Raw genomic sequence first — 17,804 nt, 5'->3', positions numbered from 1 at the left:
CCCGCGGAGCCGCGGGCCGGCCGCCGACTTACCGCGCGACCGAAACCGCTTGGAACCGCATCATCCCGTCGGGCTCGTCCACGAAGCCCTTCACACGCACCGAGACGAGCTTGTACTCCTTCGGGAAGTACAGCCAGACGTAGGGCATGTCGTCCGCCAGGATCTTCGTGGCCTCGCCGTACGCGCGCCGCCGCTGATTCATGTCGTTTAGGAGGCGAGCCGCGTCCAACAGCTCCGTGACCTTGGGGTTCTGATAGCCCGCGTCGTTGAACGATCCCAGGCCGGACGGCGTCACAAACGGATAAACGTCGAAGTCCGGATCCGGCCGGCCGCTCCAGCCGAGCAGCGCGGCCTGGTGCTGCAGGTGGTCCGTTGCGTCGAGCAGTTGGCCGAACTCGATCAGCTGTACTTTCATCTGAATCCCAACCTCCGACGCCATCGACTGGATCGCCTGCAGGATCGACTGGTTCACCTGTCCCGGTGTCGACAGCACGGCGAACTCGAAGCCGCCGGCATGGCCCGCCGCCTGCAGCTTCTCTTTGGCCAGCGCGATGTTGCGCGGCGGGATCTTCCAGGTGGGATCGTACGCCGGGGTGCCGTTCGGAAAGAACGAGAACGACGGGTAGACGGCGCCCTGGAGCACGACGTTCGCGATCGCGTTCCGGTCGATCGTTGCGTTGAACGCCTGGCGCAGCAGCTTGTTGTCGAACGGCGGCTTGGTGACGTTGAGCCAGATGCCCTGCCATGAGAACGCGCCGTGCTCGATGAGCTTGTACTTGGCGTCCGGTCTGGCGGAATCCGCCGCGAGCGCCTTGATCTGCGGCGCCGGCACGATGTTGATGATGTCGACGTCGCCCGATTTCAAATTGGCCACGCGCGCGTTGTCGTCCGTAAACGCGCGGTAGATGATGCGGTCGACCTTGGGCTCGCCCTTCACCCAGTAGTTCGGATTGCGTTGCAGCGTGATATGGTCCTGCGGGATCTTCTCCACGAACGAGAAGGCCCCCGTCCCCACCGGGTGGAGCGCGAAATTCGTGCCTTCCTTCTGCGCCTGCGCGGGCGAGACCATCATGCCGGCGCGGTCCGTGAGCACGTACAGCAGCGGACTGTACGGCTTCTCGAGGGTGATCCTCACGGTCGTCGCGTCGACGACCGTCACGCCCGTCACGGGCAGGATTTCGCTGCGCCGAGCCGAGGGGAACTTGGGATCCTTCATGCGGTCGAAATTGTACTTGACGGCCTCGGCGTTGAACGGCGTGCCGTCATGGAACTTTACGCCCGGCCGCAGTTTGAACGTTACGGTCTTGCCGTCCGGACTGATCGTCCAGGACGTCGCGAGGTCCGGGACGATCGTGAGGTTGGGATCCGTGTCGACGAGCTTGTCGTAGAGGTTCTGAAACACCTGACGGTCTACCGCGGCCGTCGAGCGGTGTGGATCCATGTTGGGTGGATCGGAGTCAAGTCCGACACGCAATGTCGATCCACCGCCCTGCGCCGACGCGGCCCCGAGTCCGGCTGCGAGCAGCACCGCGGCGAGCAGCAACGCGCTTGCTCTACGCATCATGCGACGCCTCCCCAAAAAGTCACCCCGGTCGAAAAAGCGAACAGTTATTCAGGGGCCGAAGTTTGAATCCTCCACAAGCGAGCCGCTGCCGGCCGTGGACGCTCGCGAATGCGCGTTACACGTCCGTGACGGCCGCGTCGCCGATCAGCCGATCGGGTTAGCCTTCGTGTGAGCGAGCTTCCCGCCTTCCATCAAGTAGGCGCGCTCGCGGCGGTTGAGCGCGACGTTGACACGAAACGTCGTGCCCTTCGTGATGTTGCGGACGGTGAGCTGGGAGGCGCCCGCGTCGACCCGGGCGCGCACGTCGGCGATCTCGAGGACGTCGCCCTGCGCGATCCAGTCGTAGTCGGCTGGGTCGACGAACGTCATCGGCAGGATGCCCCAGTTGATGAGGTTCGCGAGGTGGATACGGGCGAACGCCTTTGCGATCGCGCCCGTCACGCCGAGGAACATCGGGGCGATCGCCGCGTGCTCCCGGCTGCTGCCCTGGCCGTAGTTGCGGCCGCCGACGATGAACCCGCCGCCGCGCGCCTTCGCCCGCGCGGCAAACTCCGGATCCACACGGTTGAATACGTACTCGGCGAGCTTCGGGATGTTCGAGCGAAACCGTAGGATCTGAGCCCCCGCCGGCATGATGTGGTCGGTGCTGATGTCGTCGCCGACCTTGATCAGCACCTCGCCCCGCAGCGCCGACGTGAGCGGCCCTTTGAGCGGGATGCCCACGATGTTGTCGCCCTTAATGACCCGGAGCGACGGGGCGTCGGCCTCAGAGGCCGGCGGAACCAGGCTCGCGTTGTCTTGGGTGAGGCGGGTGGGCATCTCCTGGGCCGGCGCTGCCATGCCGAGGGTGCGTGGATCGGTGATCACCCCGGCGATCGCCGAGACCGCGGCAACCTCGCTCGAGGACAGGTAAACTTCATCGTCCCGCTGTCCGCTGCGGCCCTTGAAATTGCGGTTGATCGCGCGAAGCGACGTCATGCCCTTGGCCGGCACGTGGCCGACGCCGATGCACGCTCCGCACGTCGCGGCTTCGACGTTTACGCCGGCGGCGATCATCTCGGTGAGCAGGCCCTCCCGCGTCAGCACCTCGAGGTCCATCCGGCTGCTCGGGTGCACGAAGAACGTCACGTCGGGATGGACGCGGCGGCCTTTCACAATCTGCGCCACGGCTTTGAGGTCGGTGTAGGAACCGTTGGTGCACGACCCCACCATCACCTGATCCACCTTGATCCCGGCCGCCTGCCCGACCGGCACGACCTTGTCCGGGTTGCTCGGCATCGCGACGAGCGGCTCGATCGCGCCGAGGTCCAGCTCCATCGACTCGTCGTAGGACGCGTCCGCGTCCGGCAGCGCCTCGCGCCACGAGCCGCCTCGGCCGATCGAGTTGAGATACTCCCTGGTCACCGCATCGGACGGGAATATCGAGGTCGTCGCGCCCAACTCCGCGCCCATGTTGCAGATGGTGATGCGCTGCTGCACGTTGAGAGTCCGGACGCCGGGCCCCACGTACTCGAAGACCTTCCCGAACCCGCCGCTCGCGGTGAGCCGGCGCAGCATCTCGAGGATTACGTCCTTGGCGGTCGACCACGGCCGCAGCCGTCCCCCGAGCTCGACGCGCACGACAGCCGGCATGTCGAGGTAGTACGGGCCCCCGCCGATCGCGACCGCGACATCGAGCCCGCCCGCGCCCATCGCGTACACGCCCATCCCGCCGATGTGCGGCGTGTGGCTGTCCGCGCCGAGCGCGGTCTCGCCGGGCACCGCGAAGTGCTCCTGCTGAATCTGGTGGCCGATGCCGGCCCCCGGCTTCGCCCACCAGATCCCGTACTTCCGCGCCGCCGATGCCAGGTAGACGTGGTCCTCGGTGTTTTCCTCGCTGACCTGCAGCACGTTGTGGTCCCCGTAGCAACATGCCACCCGGCAGCGGATGCGGTGGAGCTGCATCGCCTCGAAGTGCATCATCGCGGCCGTGCCGGTGATGTCCTGGATCAGGATCTCGTCGATCTTGATGCCGATCTCTTCCCCCGGCGTCATCCGGCCGTCCACCAAATGCGTCCCGAGGATCTTCCGCGTCACGTTGTCGCCCATGGGTCGTCCCCTCTTCGCGCCTCTACCTTATATATATATATATATGGGCAATGCGCGGGCGCGAATCGTCCGGCTTAGACGGCTCCCCGCGCGTCCCCGACCGCGCCCCGGTTCAGGACTCCCTGGCGGCGGCCAGCGCGGCGCGAATGTTGGATTCCGGGGTATCCACCGGCATCACGCACCCGGTCGTGACGATGTGGCCCCGTCCGCCGGTTTGCGCGACCGCGTCCCGCACCTCCGCGACGACGGCCTCCGGCGTGCCCCTCGAGAGCGTGTTCCACGCGTCGACGCCGCACGCGAGGCAGGTCGAGATGCGCCGCCGGGCGTCGGCGATGGTCGGCGCCGTCTCCCGCGAGTGCCAGTTGACGATCTGAACCGGGTAGTCGTCGAACAGATCGAACATCACGTTCAAGCCGTGGATGTGCAGAAACACAAGGCTCGCGCCCGCCTCGTCCAGCATTCGCAAATCGTAGGGCCGGCCGAACTCCTCGTACTCCTCGCGGGTCAGGAGATCGTGCGTCGCCATCTGGCTCGAGAAGAAGAGGCCGTCGGCCCCCGCGGAGAGGACGTTCCGCGCGAACGCGATCTGCACGTCGGTGATGACCTCGAGCCCCTCGTGGAGGGCCTCGGGGTTCTCGCGCAGATAGCGGACCGTCGCCTGCTCTCCGGCGATCGTGCGGGCGATGCTGAGTGGGCTGAACACGGTCTCGAGCACGGGCACCTCCGCGCCGACGGCGTCGGCGACGAGGCGGATCGCGTGCGCCTCGCGGCCGTAGACGCCGTGGCTCGTGTCGAGACGCCGCAGCTTCGCCCAGTCCGCGGCCTTCTTGATCGGCCGGTCGCTGATCGACCGCGTGCCCTCGCGGTTCGCCTTGTAGCCGGCCCGCAGGCCCCAGTCGTCGCCGTAATAGCCGCTCGACGGGGTGACCTTCAGGAGATCAGGCTCGTAAGCGCGGTAGAACGCGATGTGCGCCTCGGCGAGCCGCTCGGCCTTCTGGTCGTGCTCGGGAAAATGCCGCCACAGCGCCGCCGGCACCTTATCCGGCCGCTTGCCGGCGATCGCCGCGTCGATTCGCTCGCGGTGCGTCACGCCACCCCACCCCTTCCCCGAAGCATCGCGGCGACCCCGGCGATGCGATCGCGGTCCGCGTAGAACTCGCTCAACTGCTCGACCGGGACGTTGCCGCCGCTCAGGATCAGCACGACCGTGTTGCCGCGCAGCCGCTCGCCCAGGCGGAGCGCCGCGGCGGTCGAGGCCGCACCGGCCCCCTCCGCGGTCTGCCGGACCGCCTCGCCGAGCAGCACGATCGCCCGGCGCAGGTCCTCGTCGCTCACCAGCACGATCTCGTCGAGCAGGCGGCTCATGATCGTCACCGGCAGCGCGAACGGCACGCGCGTCGCGATGCCCTCCGCGAACGTCTCCATCCGGTTAAGCGAGACCATCCGCCCCTCCTTGAGCGTCCGGTAAACGGGCGGCGCGCCCTCGGCCTGGACGCCGACGACGCGGACCCGCGAGGACAGCGTCTTGGCGGTGATGCAGTGCCCGCAGGCGCCGCTGCCGGCCCCGACCGGCGCGATGATGACGTCGGCGTCCGGCAGGTCCTCCATCACCTCCAGGCTCAGCGTCCCGACGCCGGCGATCAGCAGCGGCTCGTTCGCCGAATGAACGTAGCGGTACCCTTCCGCCTCGGCGGTCCGCTCCACCCACTCCCGCGACTCGTCGAAATCGCGGCCGCGCAGCACCACCTCCGCGCCGAGCGCCCGCATCGCCGCGACCTTGAGGGGGTTGGCACCCTCCGGGGCGCCGATGATCGCCGGGACGCCGAAGAGCCGCGCGGCGTACGCGATGGACTGTCCGTGGTTCCCGGTGCTCGCGGTGATCACGCCGCGCCGCCGTTCTTCCGGGGTGAGGCGGCTCACGAGGTTGATGCCGCCGCGCACCTTGAAGGCGCCCGTGGGCAGCGTATTCTCGCACTTCACGTAGACCCGCGCGCCGAGGATCCGGTCGAGCGCCGGGGCGTGGACGAGCGGCGTCCGGTACAAGTGGGGAGCCACGATCCGTCGCGCCGCGAGCACGTCTTCGATCGTGGGGATCGGACCCGTCCAGAGGCCGTCGAGCGGGGTACCCGCCATGGCCTAGGGTATCTTGGCCGCCGTGCGGCGCGGCCCCTTCGCTATCCGCCGAACGGAAAGATCTGCGTTGCGACGAGCGCGAGCGTGAGGATGATCATCGCGACGGTCGTGACCCACGCGATGACGTTGAACGGCACAGAGTTCGTGTGGGCGCCCATGAGGCGCTTTTGGTTCACCAGCAGCAGCATGAAGATGAGGATGAACGGCAAGAGGACGCCGTTCGCGACCTGGGACAAGAACAGAATGTGCAGCAGGGGCGCCTTCGGCAGCAGGACGATGACGCACGCGCCGACGATCAGAGCGATGTACAGTCCGTAGAACACCGGCGCCTGACGCGGCGTTCGGTCGACGCCGGCCTCGAACCCGAGTGCCTCGCAGACGTAGTGCGAGGTCGCAAGCGGCAGCACCGACGCGGAGAAGATCGACGCGTTGATCAGGCCGAGCGCGAACAGCGCGGCGGCATACCGGCCGGCCAGCGGCGCGAGCGCCACCGCAGCGTCTTTCGCCGTCTCGACGTGCACGTGTTGCGCGAAGATCGTCGCGCCGCACGCCACGATGATGAACCAGGCGACGATGTCGGTCATGAGCGAGCCGATGAGAACGTCGGCTTTAGTGTACCCGTAGTCCTTGACGGTGATGCCCTTCTCGACGACGGTCGACTGGAGGTAGAACTGCATCCACGGCGCGATCGTGGTGCCGATGACGCCGACGAACATGAGCAGGTAGTCCGCCTTGAAGCTGAACGACGGGACGACGGTTGCGCGCAGAACGACCCCCCAGTCCGGGCGCGCCAGCAGGCCGGAGACGACGTAGGCCAGGTAGAACGCGCTCGCACCGAGGAAAATCCGCTCGACCGAGCGGTAGGTGCCCCGGACGACCAGCAGCCACACCGCGACCGCGCCGATCGGGACGAACACGTACTTCGAGACGCCGAAGATCTCTCCGCCGGCCGCGAGCCCCGAGAACTCCGCCAGCGTGTTGCCGAAGTCGGCGGCCAGCAGGACGAACATCACCCACACGGTGGTCCGGACGCCGAACCGCTCGCGGATCAGATCGGCGAGGCCTTTGCCGGTGACCGCACCGAGGCGGGACGCCATCTCCTGGACCACGTAGAGGGCGATCGTCACGGGGATCATCGTCCACAACAGCGCGTAGCCGAAGTTGGCGCCCGCGAGGGTATAGGTGGTGATCCCTCCGGCGTCGTTGTCGACGTTCTGGGTAATGATGCCCGGACCCATGATGGCGAAGAACATCGCGAGCCGGGCCATCATCGCGGCCCGGCCCGCGCGCCTCAGGATGGGAAGCGAGAAATTCACGCCCTCGTCTCCGGTCCGCGCGCCTCCCGCGCGTCCCTCCGGCGCAAGAGGTCGACGCCCCCGCCGAGCTTCCGCGTGCCGTAGGTGTCCACGATATTGTCGAGCACGTGATCCACCGTGACGATCCCGAGCAGGCGACCGCCCGGATCGACGACCGGCACGGCGAGGAGGTCGTACTTGACCAGCGCCCCGGCCACGTCGTCGACCGTAGCGTCCGGCCCCACGTAGACCAGGTCGGTCCGCATGACTTGCGCGATCGGCGTGGCGGGCGGGGTGACGATGAGCGCCCGGATCGAGAGCACCCCGACAAGCCGCTCCTGCCCGTCCACCACGTAGAGGTAGTAGATCGTTTCGTCGTCCGGCTTCGTCTCGCGGACGCGCGCCAGCACCTGTTCGACCGTCATCGTCTCGGGCAGCGCGATGAACTCCGTCGTCATCTTGCCGGCCGCGGTGTCCGGCGGATACTCGAGCAGCCGGCTGACCTCTTCGGCCGCATCCTCTTCCATGAGCGAGATCAGCTCGTCGGCCCGGTGCTCGGGGATCTCGCCGAGGACGTCCGCGGCCTCCTCCGGCGCCATCTCCTCGAGCACGTCGGCCGCGTGTTCGCTCGGCAGCTCCTGGATCACCGCCGCCTGCACGTCGGGCTCCGCCTCCTCGAGCACGTCCGCGGCCGCCTCATCGCCGAGGGCCGTGATCATCTCCATCCGTTCGTCGCGGTCGAGCTCCTCGAGCAGGTCGGCGAGGTCGGCCGGATGGATGTCCTTCAGCTTCTCCCGCGAGATGCTGAGCTTCACCGGCGTCATCGGACCGCCGAGCGCGGCGACGAGGTTCCAGGGAATCACGCCCTGCGGCAGGGGACGTCCCAGCCGCTCCAGCACCCCGGCCACGAGCGGCTCGAGGCCCAGGCGGCGCAGCAGGGACCGCGTGCCGACGTCCGCGCCGACCACCCGCAATTCGCTGCCGGTCTGGAGCAGCTCGATGTCGTTTACCCGCACGACCTTGAGATCGTCGGTGTCCACGACCTGGCTGTCGAAGATGTCGTCGCGCAGCAGCACCTCGTCCGGCTGGAGCGGCCGCGGGGCGAGCGCCCTGCGCTCGACGCGCAGGCGGATGCCCGCGGTGGACAGCTCTTGCACCGCCTCCCACGGGAGGATCGCCACGCGGCTGCGGTCGCCCGCCAGCAGGACGCCGGTGATCTTCGGGAGCCTGGCCGGGGCCTGATAGATGACGAGATCGGCGATCCGATCGAACGCATCGCCGGACGCGTCGTACACCGGTTTCCCGATGAGCTGGCTCAGGTAGTACATAGGGACGTTCTCGTCGACGGCGTGGCGCGGCACGCGCGTCGGTGTTCGGTCGGGCCGGAGTTCACTCCTCCACGTCGAAGGTAAAGACACCGTTATGCCGGCACTCTCTCCGACCGCTGTGGTCGCCCTCCGTGCCGCGCACGCGGCGGCCGAGGTGCACCGCCGCTTCTTCCGGCGCATCGAACACGTCGACTACAAGCGGCCCAACGATCCCGTCACCGAGGCGGATCGGATGGCCGAGGCCGCCATCGTCAACGTCCTACGCGAAGCCTTTCCCGCGCACGCGATCCTCGGCGAAGAAGGCGGCCGGCGCGGCGGGGGGCCGGAAACCTGGCTCGTCGATCCGCTGGACGGCACCACCAACTTCTCGCGCGGCATCCCGTGGTTCTGCGTCAGCATCGGGCTGAGCGGCGCCGACGGGGACGGCGTGCTCGGCGTCGTCCTCAACCCGATCGTCGGCGAAGTGTACGCCGCCGAGCGGGGCTTCGGCGCTTATGCCGCGTCCGTCGCCGCCCTGCCGGCAGATCCGGGTGCCTGGGGCGACCTCGCACGGTGGCGGCGCCTCCGCGTGTCGTCGGTCTCGGCGATGCGGGACGCCGGGTTCGCCACGGGGTTCCCCTACGACGTCGGCGAGTCGCAGATCAACATCGATCACTTTGTAAACGTCCGGCTCGAGACGTCCGCGGTGCGGGCCAGCGGCTCCGCGGCGCTCGGGCTGGCCTACGTCGCCGCGGGCCACCTCGACGGCTACTGGGAGATCGGGCCCAAAGCGTGGGATTTCGGCGCCGGCATCGTGCTCGTCCAGGAAGCGGGCGGGCGCGTCAGCGATCTCCGCGGCCGGCCGCTCCCCGGACCGGGCGCGGGCCTGGTGCTGGCGACCAACGGGGTGATCCACGACGCAGCGGTCGCCGTCTTCTCCCGAGGGCGGAGCGGCCTCGACTGATGCGAGTGGTCCTCGACGTGGACGGAGTGCTGGCCGATTTCATCCTCGGGTTTACCACGCTCGCCAACCGCATGTTCGGGACGCCGGTGTTCACCACGCTGGAACAAAAGTCGTGGGACGCCTATGAAGGCATCTCGGCCGCGCAATGCGCGCTGGCGTTGGAGGCGGCCGCGGCGAGCCCGGCGTTCTGGCAGGATCTGCCGCCGATCGCGTCGCCGGACGAGCTTGCGCATCTCGCCTCGATCGCACCGGCGCACGATCTCTATTTCGTAACCAACCGCTTCGGCAACGGCGCCAAAGCCCAGACCGAGACCTGGCTCCGGCGGCACGGGGTATCGGCGCCCACCGTCATCCTGTCCGAGGCCAAGGGCGAAGTGGCCAGGGCGGTTCGCGCCGACGTTCTCCTGGACGACAAAGCGGGCAACGCGGTATTCACGCAGTACTACTCGCGCGCCACCGCCGTCTATCTCATCGACCGCCCGTACAACCGCTTCGATCCCGCGGTGCTCGGCAGCAAGATCACCCGTGTGCGGACGCTGGACGAGTTTTTCGACCGGAGCGGCCTCCGCTAGACGACGTGAACGTCCCGCGGCAGCGCGCTCAGCCGGTGCGCGCCCGCGCGGTCGACGTAGACGATCTCCTCGAGGCGGACCCCGAACTCCCCGGGCAAATACACGCCGGGCTCGACCGAAAAGACGAAGCCCTCGGCGACCGGCATCGCGTTCTCGTGCGTGACGCTCGGCAGCTCGTGCCCGGAGATCCCGAGACCGTGGCCGACGCGGTGAACGAAGTATTGCCCGAACCCGCCGCGCTCGATCACGCCGCGCGCGGCGAGGTCCACGTCTTTGAGCGGCACCCCCGGCTGGATGACCTCGACGGCCGCGCGCACCGCCTCGTCGACGATCGCGTGCACCCGGCGGTATTTCGAGGACGGCGCGCCGAGGCTGACCACCCGCGTGATGTCGGACGCGTAGCCGTCGAGGCGGCCGCCGATGTCCACGACCGCGGACTCGCCGGCGGCAAACCGGCGGCTTCCGGAGTTATGGTGCGGGAAGGCGCCGTTCGGGCCGGAGGCGATCACGGTGAACAGCACCTCCTGGGAGCCGGACCGCCGGAAGGACGCCGCCGCCACCTCGGCGAGCTCGAGTTCCGACGCCCCGGCGCGGCAGGCGGCAAAGACATCGAGCACCGCGCGGTCGGCATGCGCCGAGGCGCGCCTCAGCGCCTCGATCTCATCCGGGCTCTTGCGCATCCGGACGGGGGCGGTGACCTCTGAACCGAGCGCGAGGCGCGCATCCGGATAGGCCGCCTGCAACGTCAGCACGAAATCCGCGCGCATCGTATCGTCGACGCCGAGCCGGCGCGGAGACGGCTCCCCGGCCTTGGGCCGCGCCGCCGCGAGGGCTTTGGCGGGTCCTTCGGCGTCGGTGTACGCAAAGATCGGCGCCTGCACGTGCTGCTCCGCCTGTGCGGCGTTGAGACTCGGCACCACGAACGCGGCGCCGGCGCGGGAGAGCAGCAGATAGCACGGGCGCTCGTCGGCGTGCGGCGTATAGCCGAGCAGATAGCGCAGATCGTCCCCCGGCGAGATCGCGAGAAGGTCCATCCGCCGCTCGTCCATCAACCGCCTGACGCGGTCCAGCCGTCCCGCCGTGTCCACCCGGACCACCCCCTCGCCTCGCGCTTCAACGGAACCGCGGGCGCCTCCTTGACAGGGGCAGCGGCGCTAGGGTACATCGAAAGCCGTGGCCAGCAGGTCTCCGGCGCTGCCGAAAGAGAGCGCTGTCGCGCGCGCGCGCCGGGCGCGGCAGATCGCCGCCCGGCTGGCGAAGCGCTACCCGCACGTGGAAATTCCGCTTCACCACCGCAACCGGCTCGAGCTGCTGATCGCGACGATCCTGTCGGCGCAGAGCACCGACGCGATGGTGAATCGCGTCACCCCCGCCCTCTTCGCTCGCTGGCACACCGCCGCCGACTACGCCGGCGCCGCGCCGAGCGAACTCGAGACGATGATCCACAGCACCGGGTTCTTCCACGCGAAGGCGCGCGCGATCCAGAACATGGCGCGCGCGCTGCTCGAGCGCCACGGCGGCCAAGTGCCGGACACCATGGAAGAACTCGTGGCGCTGCCGGGCGTCGGCCGCAAGACCGCCAACGTCGTGCTCGGCGCGGCTGGCGTGCCGGGCATCGTCGTCGATACGCACGTCCGACGGCTGACGCGGCGGCTCGCGCTGACGCCGAACGACGATCCCGACAAGATCGAGCGGGACGTCATGACCCTGCTGCCGCCGAAGGGGTGGAGCGATTTTTCGCTGCGGCTGATCTTTCTCGGCCGGGAGATCTGCACGGCGGCCAGGCCGACATGCCCGGAGTGTCCGCTCCGGGATCTCTGCCCGTCCGCGCGCTATCTCGGATCGCCGCCGTGGATGTCCAAGGCAACGCGCCGGCCGGGGCGGGCCGCGCCCGCGGCGGCGCGCGGCGCACGCCCGGGACGGTCTCCCGCGGCGGCATCTCGGAGGGTGCGATGAACGGTTTGCTTGAGGGCAAAACCGCCATGGTGATGGGCGTCGCGAACCGCTGGAGCATCGCCTGGGCGATCGCGCAGGCGTTCGCGCGCCACGGCGCGCGCCTTGTTTTCACGTTTCAGGGCGAACGCCAGGAGGAGGACGTGCGGGAACTGGCCGGGACGCTCGACGGCGCGCGCGTGCTGCCGTGCGACGTCACGCAGGACGAGGCGCTCGCCGCGCTTGCGCGGGCGCTCGAGACGGACGGCGTCGGCCTCGACGCGGTCGTGCATTCGATCGCGTTCGCCAACCGCGAGGACCTCGGCGGCGCGTTCGTGGACACGTCGCGGGCCGGCTTCGGCCTCGCGATGGACGTGAGCGCGTACTCGTTCGTCGCCGCGGCGCACCACCTGCTGCCGGTGCTGCGGCCGGGGGCGAGCCTGATCACGCTCACCTATATCGGCTCGACGCGCGTGATGCCGAACTACAACGTCATGGGCGTGGCCAAGGCGGCGTTGGAAGCCAACGTCCGCTATCTCGCCGGCGATCTCGGCCCGCGGGGCTATCGCGTCAACGCCATCTCGGCGGGGCCGATCAAAACGGCGTCGGCCCGGGCGATCCAGGGATTCAGCCGCATCCTCGAGGTGATGAAGGAACGGGCGCCGCTCCGCCGCAACACCGACCCCGGCGAAGTCGCCGACGCGGCCGTGTTCTTGGCCAGTCCGCTCTCGCGCGGCGTCACGGGCGAGGTGCTCTTCGTCGACAACGGCTTCCACACGACGGGGTTGTAGGGCGGAACGTTGCCGCCATCGATCTCCAGTTCTGACGGCGGACGCCGGCAGGCCTGGTCGCGCGTGCTGCTCCTGCTCGCACTCGGCGCGGGCGTGCAAGCGGCGCCGGGCGCCGCCGCCGCGACCCCGGCCGCGGGGGACATCATCCGGCACGTCGTCGCCGCGCAGACCGCCGCCGCGGTGTCGTCGGCCGACGTGCAGTTGAGACTGCGCATCCACAAGGGCCCGGCGGAACCCCCGGACTGCGTGTTCAACGGGACCCTGCGCGTGGAACAAGGACGGCAAATCGTGCAGGTTCAGCAACAGTCGGCCGGCGTGGTGTGCGCCCTGGCGAACCGCTACGCGCTGGGACGGCTCTTCGAAGCCTCCGAGCCGCTCGAGTCGTTTCTCGCGCGGTTCGATTTCTCCGTGACCGGCGAGAAACTGGTGGACGGCGGGCCTTGGTATCTGGTTCAGGGTACGTCACGCGATCCTCAAGGGAATCCGCACCGGCTCGCGCTTTGGATCGATGATGCCCGCGGAACCGTTCCGGAAGGCACGATCAGCTACGCGTGGGGCGATATCGACACTCAGCAGACCTACACCCGGCTCAACAACGCCTGGATCCTAACGCGACAGCTGCTCGCCGCGCGACGGTTCGACGCTTCGCTGGAGCTCGAGTATCGCAACTTCGTGTTCGCGCATTAAAGCGGATACGACGCGCACGTCGTCGCGAGCGGACACGCTTCGCAGCGCGGCCGCCGCGCCGTGCAGATCGTCGCGCCGAGGTCCATCAGCGCCTGATTGAAGTCGTAGGCGCGGCCGCGCGGCAGCAGCCGCTCGGCGAGCTCCCAGAGCGCGCGGTCGCCGACCGGCCGGCCGGCGCCCACCCAGACTCTCGTTAGAAGCCGCCGGACGTTGGTGTCGAGAATCGCCGCGTCCTCGCCGAACGCGAAGCTGAGGACCGCGCCGGCAGTGTACGCCCCGATGCCCTTGAGCGCCAGCAGGCCGTCGCGGCTGCGCGGCAGGCGGCCGCCGTGGCGCCGCACGACCGTCCGCGCAATCGCCCGCAGCCGCAGCGGGCGGATGTTGTAGCCGAGCGGGTACCACGCCTCGCGGACTTCGCCCGCGGACGCGGCGGCGAGCGTCTCGAGCGAGGGATAGCGGCGAAGCCATTCACGGTATTTCGGAATGACGCGCGACACCTGCGTCTGCTGGAGCATGATCTCCGAGACGAGCACGCGGTACGGGTCGCGGGTGCGCCGCCACGGCAGGTCGCGGCCGGACCGCGCGTACCAGGCGAGCAGGCGCCGGCAAAAGGTACGGCGGGCCGCCGGGGACGCCGCGATGCGCCGCGCCGCGCGCACGGCGGCTACGGGCGCGCGGTGACGCGCGCGAAGTACACCGACGCGCCGGCCGCGCTCGTGTGCGTCCAGATCACGTCGAGCGCGCCCGCGTCGGACAACACACTCGGGTAGGCATTGTCGCCGTCGGCGGTCAGCCGCAGCGCCGGCCCCCAGCCGTTCTTGTACCGCCGCGCGTAGATCTGTCCGTCGTCGGCGTCCCACCCGGTCCAAATCGCGCCGGTCGCGTCCGTCGAGACCGACGGATGATACGCCGGTGTGGGGCCCGCGGACAGCGCGACGGGCGCGCTCCACGTCCCGCCGGCCCGGCGCGCGTAGTCGATCGTCGAGCCTCGCGCGTCGTGCTGTTCCCAGACGAGCGCCAGCCGGCCCTGGCCGTCGGCCGCCACGTCGGGATTGAACTCGTCCTCCCGCGTGCGGGAGACGCCGTCCGGAGCGCCCCAGCCGGACGCGTACTCCGCGTATCGGAGCTGGTAGACGCGGCCGTTGTACTGGTACCAAACGGCGTGCAGGCGTCCCGCGAAATCCGAAACCAGCGCCGGGTTGATCGAATCGGGCGGGCCGGGCGAGATCAGCGCCGGACGAGACCAGGCGCTCCCGTCGTAGCCCGTATAGAGAATCTCGTAGATCGACCCGTGTTTGGTCGGAACGGGACTCCGGCCTTCGCGGATGCCGTACCAGACGACGTGCGGGCGGCCCGCCCGGTCGAGCGCCACGGCGGGATACCCGGCGTAGAGGCCGGCCGGAGAGATGCGGAGCTGCGGGGCCCTCCACGCGCCGGCGCCGCCGCGCCCCGGCGCCCACTCACGGTAATAGACTTTGCCGACCCCGTCGTCGTACCGTGTCCACACGACGTGCAGGCGTCCGGAAGCATCCACGGCGAGCGCGGCCAGGCGCGAGGAAATCGGACCGTCACTCGCCTGAGCGAGCGGCGCCCAGTGCGCGCCGCCGTCCCGCGACGCGGCGAGCAGAATCTGCGGCGGCGTCCCTCCGGCGTACGCGGCGACGAGCACGCCGCCGGCGCGCGCAAGCTTCACCCCGTTGTTCGACGCGGTCGCGTCGCTCGCGACGCCCCGGGCGATCATCACAGGCGGCCGGACCGCGAACGCGGGCCCGCCCGCGGCACGAGCGGGCCGATCGGCAGCGGGCGCGGCGAGCAGCAGGGCGACGAGCGTGAGACCGGCGGCACGCGCGACGGACGAACACACGGCAGAGAGGATTGGCGCATGCCGGGGCGCTTCCTTCCGCACGCGAGGTGATCGAAGCGCGGCGGTCTAATAACACGCGGGCCGATCGGCCATCGCAACTCGGCGGGAGCGCGCAGAATGGCGGAGTGGAAACAGGGACGCAGCGCGGTGCTGGCGCAGCGCGGCATGGTGGTCACCGACCATCCCCTCGCGTCGGCCGCCGGCCTCGCGGTCCTCGAGCAGGACGGCAACGCGATCGATGCCGCCGTTTGTGTCTCCGCCGTGCTCGGCGTGGTGCTTCCGATGATGAACGGCGTCGGCGGCGACACGTTTGCGACGTACTACGACGCCGGCACCGGGAGGGTCACAACGCTCCTCGGCAGCGGTGCGGCGCCGAAGGCCGCCACCCCCGCGTGGTTCGCGGCCCACGGGCACACCGGGATGCCGCTGCGGGGGATGCTGTCCCCGTCTGTGCCGGGCGCCGTCGACGCGATGGCGGTCGCGCTCGCGCGGTGGGGCAGCGGCCGCTTCACCCTCGACCGCCTGCTCGCGCCGGCGATCCACTACGCGGAGTCGGGTTTCCCGTTGAGCGAGCGCGTGGCGTCGTGGTTCGCCGAATCCGAAGACCTGCTGCGGAGGCATCCGTCGTCCGCGCGCATCTATCTGCCGGACGGCCGGGCGCCCCGGGTGGGCGACATTCTGGTGCAGCGAGACCTCGCGCGCTCGCTGCGGACGATCGCCGCGGACGGTCCGCGCGCGCTCTACGAGGGACCGCTCGCGGATCGGATCGCGGCGTACATGCGCGGGCACGGGGGATTGATGACCCGCGAGGACCTGGCCGCACACCGGTCGGAGATCGCCGACCCGGTCGCGGCCCCGTACCGCGACCTCGTCGTGCACACGACGCCGCCGCCGTCGCAGGGCTTCGTGCTGCTTGAGATGCTCAACATCCTCGCCGGAGACGACCTCGGCGCTCTCCCTTGGGGATCCGCCGACGCCGTGCACCTCGCCGTCGAGGCGAAGAAACTCGCCTTCGCGGACCGCCTCGCCTACGTCGGCGACCCGCGCTTCGTCGCCAACCCGCTCGACCGGCTGCTCGACCCCGCCTACGCGAAGGGCCGCCGCGCGGCCCTCGATCTCCGGCGTGCGATCGACGCCGCCGTGCCGGGCGCCCTGCCGGAGGCCGCGGGGGACACAACGGCGTTCGCCGTCGCGGACCGGCACGGCGACGTCGTCTCGTGGATCACCAGCATCTCGTCGGCGTTCGGCTGCGGCGAGGTCGTGGACGGGACCGGCATTCTACTGAACAACCGCGCCGGCCGTGGCTTCAGTCTGGTGCCCGGCCACCCGAACCTGATCGCCCCCGGCAAGCGGACGATGCACACGCTGATGGCCTTCATCGCGACGCGCGGCGGCCGGCCGGCGCTCGCCTGGGCGACGCGGGGCGGCGACGCGCAGGCGCAGTGGGACTTCCAGGTGCTGATGAACCTGACGGCCTACCGGCTGAACGTGCAGGACGCGGTGGAGCGACCGCGCTGGTTCAGCTTCCCCTCGACCGATCCGGAAACGGTGGGCGCGCCCTTCGAGCTGCGGATGGAAGCCGGCTTTCCGGCGGAGACGTACGAGGAGTTGCGGCGCCGCGGCCATCGTGTGATCACGCCGCGCCCCGGCATCGGCGGTGTGCAGGCGATCGAGGTCGATGCGGAGCGCGGCGTCTACGCCGGCGGGTCGGACCCGCGCGCCGACGGCTGCGCGATCGGTTGCTAACGATCGGTCCCTAATTTTGCGGAGGCGGTCATGGCCAACGTCAGGCACGAACGCACCCTGATTCTCATCAAGCCGGACGGCGTGCAGCGCGCGCTGACCGGCGAAATTCTGGGCCGGTTGGAGCGGGCCGGCCTCAAGATCGTCGCGCTGCGGATGGTGCGCGCGGAGCGCGCGACCCTCGAGCGCCACTATCCGTCCAACGAGGACTGGGTGCGGACCATCGGCGGCAAGACGAAGGAGGCGTTCGAGACGTACGGCTGGGACGTGAAAGCGCGGATGGGCACCGACGACGCGCTCGAGATCGGGCGGCGGGTGCGCGGCTGGCTGATTGACTTCATGATGACGACGCCGATCGTGGCGGCGGTCTTCGAGGGCGTCCACGCGGTGAGCGTGACCCGCAAACTCGTCGGCGCCACGTTGCCCGTCTTCGCCAACCCCGGCACGATCCGGGGCGACTTCGCGACCGATGCGCCCACCGTCGCCAACGAGGCCCAGCGGCCGGTCCGCAACCTGATTCACGCTTCCGGGACCGTCGAGGAGGCCGAGCAGGAGATCGGACTGTGGTTCAAGCCCGCGGAGACCCACCGGTATCCCCGCGCCGATGAAGCGGTGATGTTTGGCGCCGGCTGACGGGCACTAACCTGCGATAGGCACCGCGGGTACCGCCTCGCGTCCATTCCAGAGAAGCGGTGGCTTCGCCGGCCCGTTCTCAGAAAACGCGAGTGGGATCGAGCGCGTCCCGCAGGCCGTCCCCTACGTAGTTGACCGCGAGGACCGTCAGGCAGATCATCAGCCCTGGGAAGACCGCCATGTGGAGAGCGAGATCGAGGTAGTTCTTGGCATCGTAGAGGAGCCGCCCCC

The 17,804-nt window shown here is 69.6% G+C and carries 17 protein-coding genes; 7 read left to right on the top strand and 10 right to left on the bottom strand.

Features of this window, described 5'->3' with window-relative positions:
• Positions 1-28: 28 nt before the first annotated feature.
• The 6 genes from VFL28_16760 to VFL28_16735 form a co-directional block, all read right to left on the bottom strand.
• Entirely contained in the window at positions 29-1,564 is a 1,536-nt protein-coding gene (locus VFL28_16760) for an ABC transporter substrate-binding protein (GenBank protein ID HET7266319.1), read from the bottom strand.
• Positions 1,565-1,708: 144 nt separating this feature from the next.
• Complete coding sequence (locus VFL28_16755) at positions 1,709-3,652, bottom strand: aconitate hydratase (protein HET7266318.1); 1,944 nt, start codon at positions 3,650-3,652, stop codon at positions 1,709-1,711.
• A gap of 112 nt (positions 3,653-3,764) precedes the next feature.
• Positions 3,765-4,742, bottom strand: coding sequence for a uroporphyrinogen decarboxylase family protein (locus VFL28_16750; GenBank protein ID HET7266317.1), 978 nt, complete (start codon positions 4,740-4,742; stop codon positions 3,765-3,767).
• Complete coding sequence (locus VFL28_16745; GenBank protein ID HET7266316.1) at positions 4,739-5,785, bottom strand: threonine/serine dehydratase; 1,047 nt, start codon at positions 5,783-5,785, stop codon at positions 4,739-4,741. Before VFL28_16745 ends, VFL28_16750 begins: the two co-directional genes overlap by 4 nt.
• A 41-nt stretch (positions 5,786-5,826) precedes the next feature.
• Positions 5,827-7,101 carry an Nramp family divalent metal transporter gene (locus tag VFL28_16740; GenBank protein HET7266315.1) on the bottom strand — a complete coding sequence of 425 codons (1,275 nt, stop codon included), beginning with the start codon at positions 7,099-7,101 and terminating at the stop codon, positions 5,827-5,829.
• Complete coding sequence (locus VFL28_16735; protein ID HET7266314.1) at positions 7,098-8,441, bottom strand: CBS domain-containing protein; 1,344 nt, start codon at positions 8,439-8,441, stop codon at positions 7,098-7,100. The genes VFL28_16740 and VFL28_16735 overlap by 4 nt, the downstream gene beginning before the upstream one ends.
• Before the next feature lie 61 nt (positions 8,442-8,502).
• Here VFL28_16735 and VFL28_16730 point away from each other — a divergent pair, with 61 nt between their 5' ends.
• Both VFL28_16730 and VFL28_16725 read left to right on the top strand, forming a co-directional pair.
• The gene (locus VFL28_16730; protein ID HET7266313.1) at positions 8,503-9,351 is read left to right on the top strand and encodes an inositol monophosphatase family protein; all 849 of its coding nucleotides are present in this window, start codon (positions 8,503-8,505) and stop codon (positions 9,349-9,351) included.
• The gene (locus tag VFL28_16725; GenBank protein HET7266312.1) at positions 9,351-9,923 is read left to right on the top strand and encodes a hypothetical protein; all 573 of its coding nucleotides are present in this window, start codon (positions 9,351-9,353) and stop codon (positions 9,921-9,923) included. Before VFL28_16730 ends, VFL28_16725 begins: the two co-directional genes overlap by 1 nt.
• Here the strand turns inward: VFL28_16725 and VFL28_16720 are convergent.
• Positions 9,920-11,020, bottom strand: coding sequence for a Xaa-Pro peptidase family protein (locus tag VFL28_16720; protein ID HET7266311.1), 1,101 nt, complete (start codon positions 11,018-11,020; stop codon positions 9,920-9,922). The two genes, VFL28_16725 and VFL28_16720, sit on opposite strands and share 4 nt — an antisense overlap.
• Positions 11,021-11,096: 76 nt before the next feature.
• Here VFL28_16720 and nth point away from each other — a divergent pair, with 76 nt between their 5' ends.
• From nth to VFL28_16705, 3 genes are read left to right on the top strand one after another with little or no spacing between them, the layout of a single operon-like run.
• Positions 11,097-11,879, top strand: coding sequence for an endonuclease III (gene nth, locus VFL28_16715; protein ID HET7266310.1), 783 nt, complete (start codon positions 11,097-11,099; stop codon positions 11,877-11,879).
• Positions 11,876-12,646: an enoyl-ACP reductase gene (locus VFL28_16710; protein ID HET7266309.1), complete on the top strand. Its 771-nt coding sequence runs from the start codon at positions 11,876-11,878 to the stop codon at positions 12,644-12,646. Before nth ends, VFL28_16710 begins: the two co-directional genes overlap by 4 nt.
• Positions 12,647-12,655: 9 nt before the next feature.
• Positions 12,656-13,333, top strand: coding sequence for a hypothetical protein (locus tag VFL28_16705; GenBank protein HET7266308.1), 678 nt, complete (start codon positions 12,656-12,658; stop codon positions 13,331-13,333).
• Here the strand turns inward: VFL28_16705 and VFL28_16700 are convergent.
• Complete coding sequence (locus VFL28_16700) at positions 13,330-13,992, bottom strand: A/G-specific adenine glycosylase (protein ID HET7266307.1); 663 nt, start codon at positions 13,990-13,992, stop codon at positions 13,330-13,332. The genes VFL28_16705 and VFL28_16700 overlap by 4 nt on opposite strands.
• 5 nt (positions 13,993-13,997) lie before the next feature.
• Entirely contained in the window at positions 13,998-15,197 is a 1,200-nt protein-coding gene (locus tag VFL28_16695; GenBank protein HET7266306.1) for a hypothetical protein, read from the bottom strand.
• Positions 15,198-15,314: 117 nt separating this feature from the next.
• On the opposite strand from VFL28_16695, the gene ggt reads away from it, so the two are divergent.
• Both ggt and VFL28_16685 read left to right on the top strand, forming a co-directional pair.
• On the top strand, positions 15,315-16,943 hold the full coding sequence (gene ggt, locus VFL28_16690) for a gamma-glutamyltransferase (GenBank protein ID HET7266305.1): 1,629 nt from the start codon (positions 15,315-15,317) through the stop codon (positions 16,941-16,943).
• A gap of 30 nt (positions 16,944-16,973) precedes the next feature.
• Positions 16,974-17,573 carry a nucleoside-diphosphate kinase gene (locus VFL28_16685; GenBank protein HET7266304.1) on the top strand — a complete coding sequence of 200 codons (600 nt, stop codon included), beginning with the start codon at positions 16,974-16,976 and terminating at the stop codon, positions 17,571-17,573.
• Positions 17,574-17,652: 79 nt separating this feature from the next.
• On the opposite strand, the gene VFL28_16680 is transcribed toward VFL28_16685, so the two are convergent.
• Positions 17,653-17,804, bottom strand: a 152-nt coding sequence (locus VFL28_16680; protein ID HET7266303.1) for an ABC transporter permease, incomplete at its 5' end; no start/stop codon positions are given.

This window comes from bacterium (assembly GCA_035691305.1).
Classification (GTDB): domain Bacteria; phylum Sysuimicrobiota; class Sysuimicrobiia; order Sysuimicrobiales; family Segetimicrobiaceae; genus DASSJF01.
This window is presented reverse-complemented; position numbering and strand designations above follow the sequence as displayed.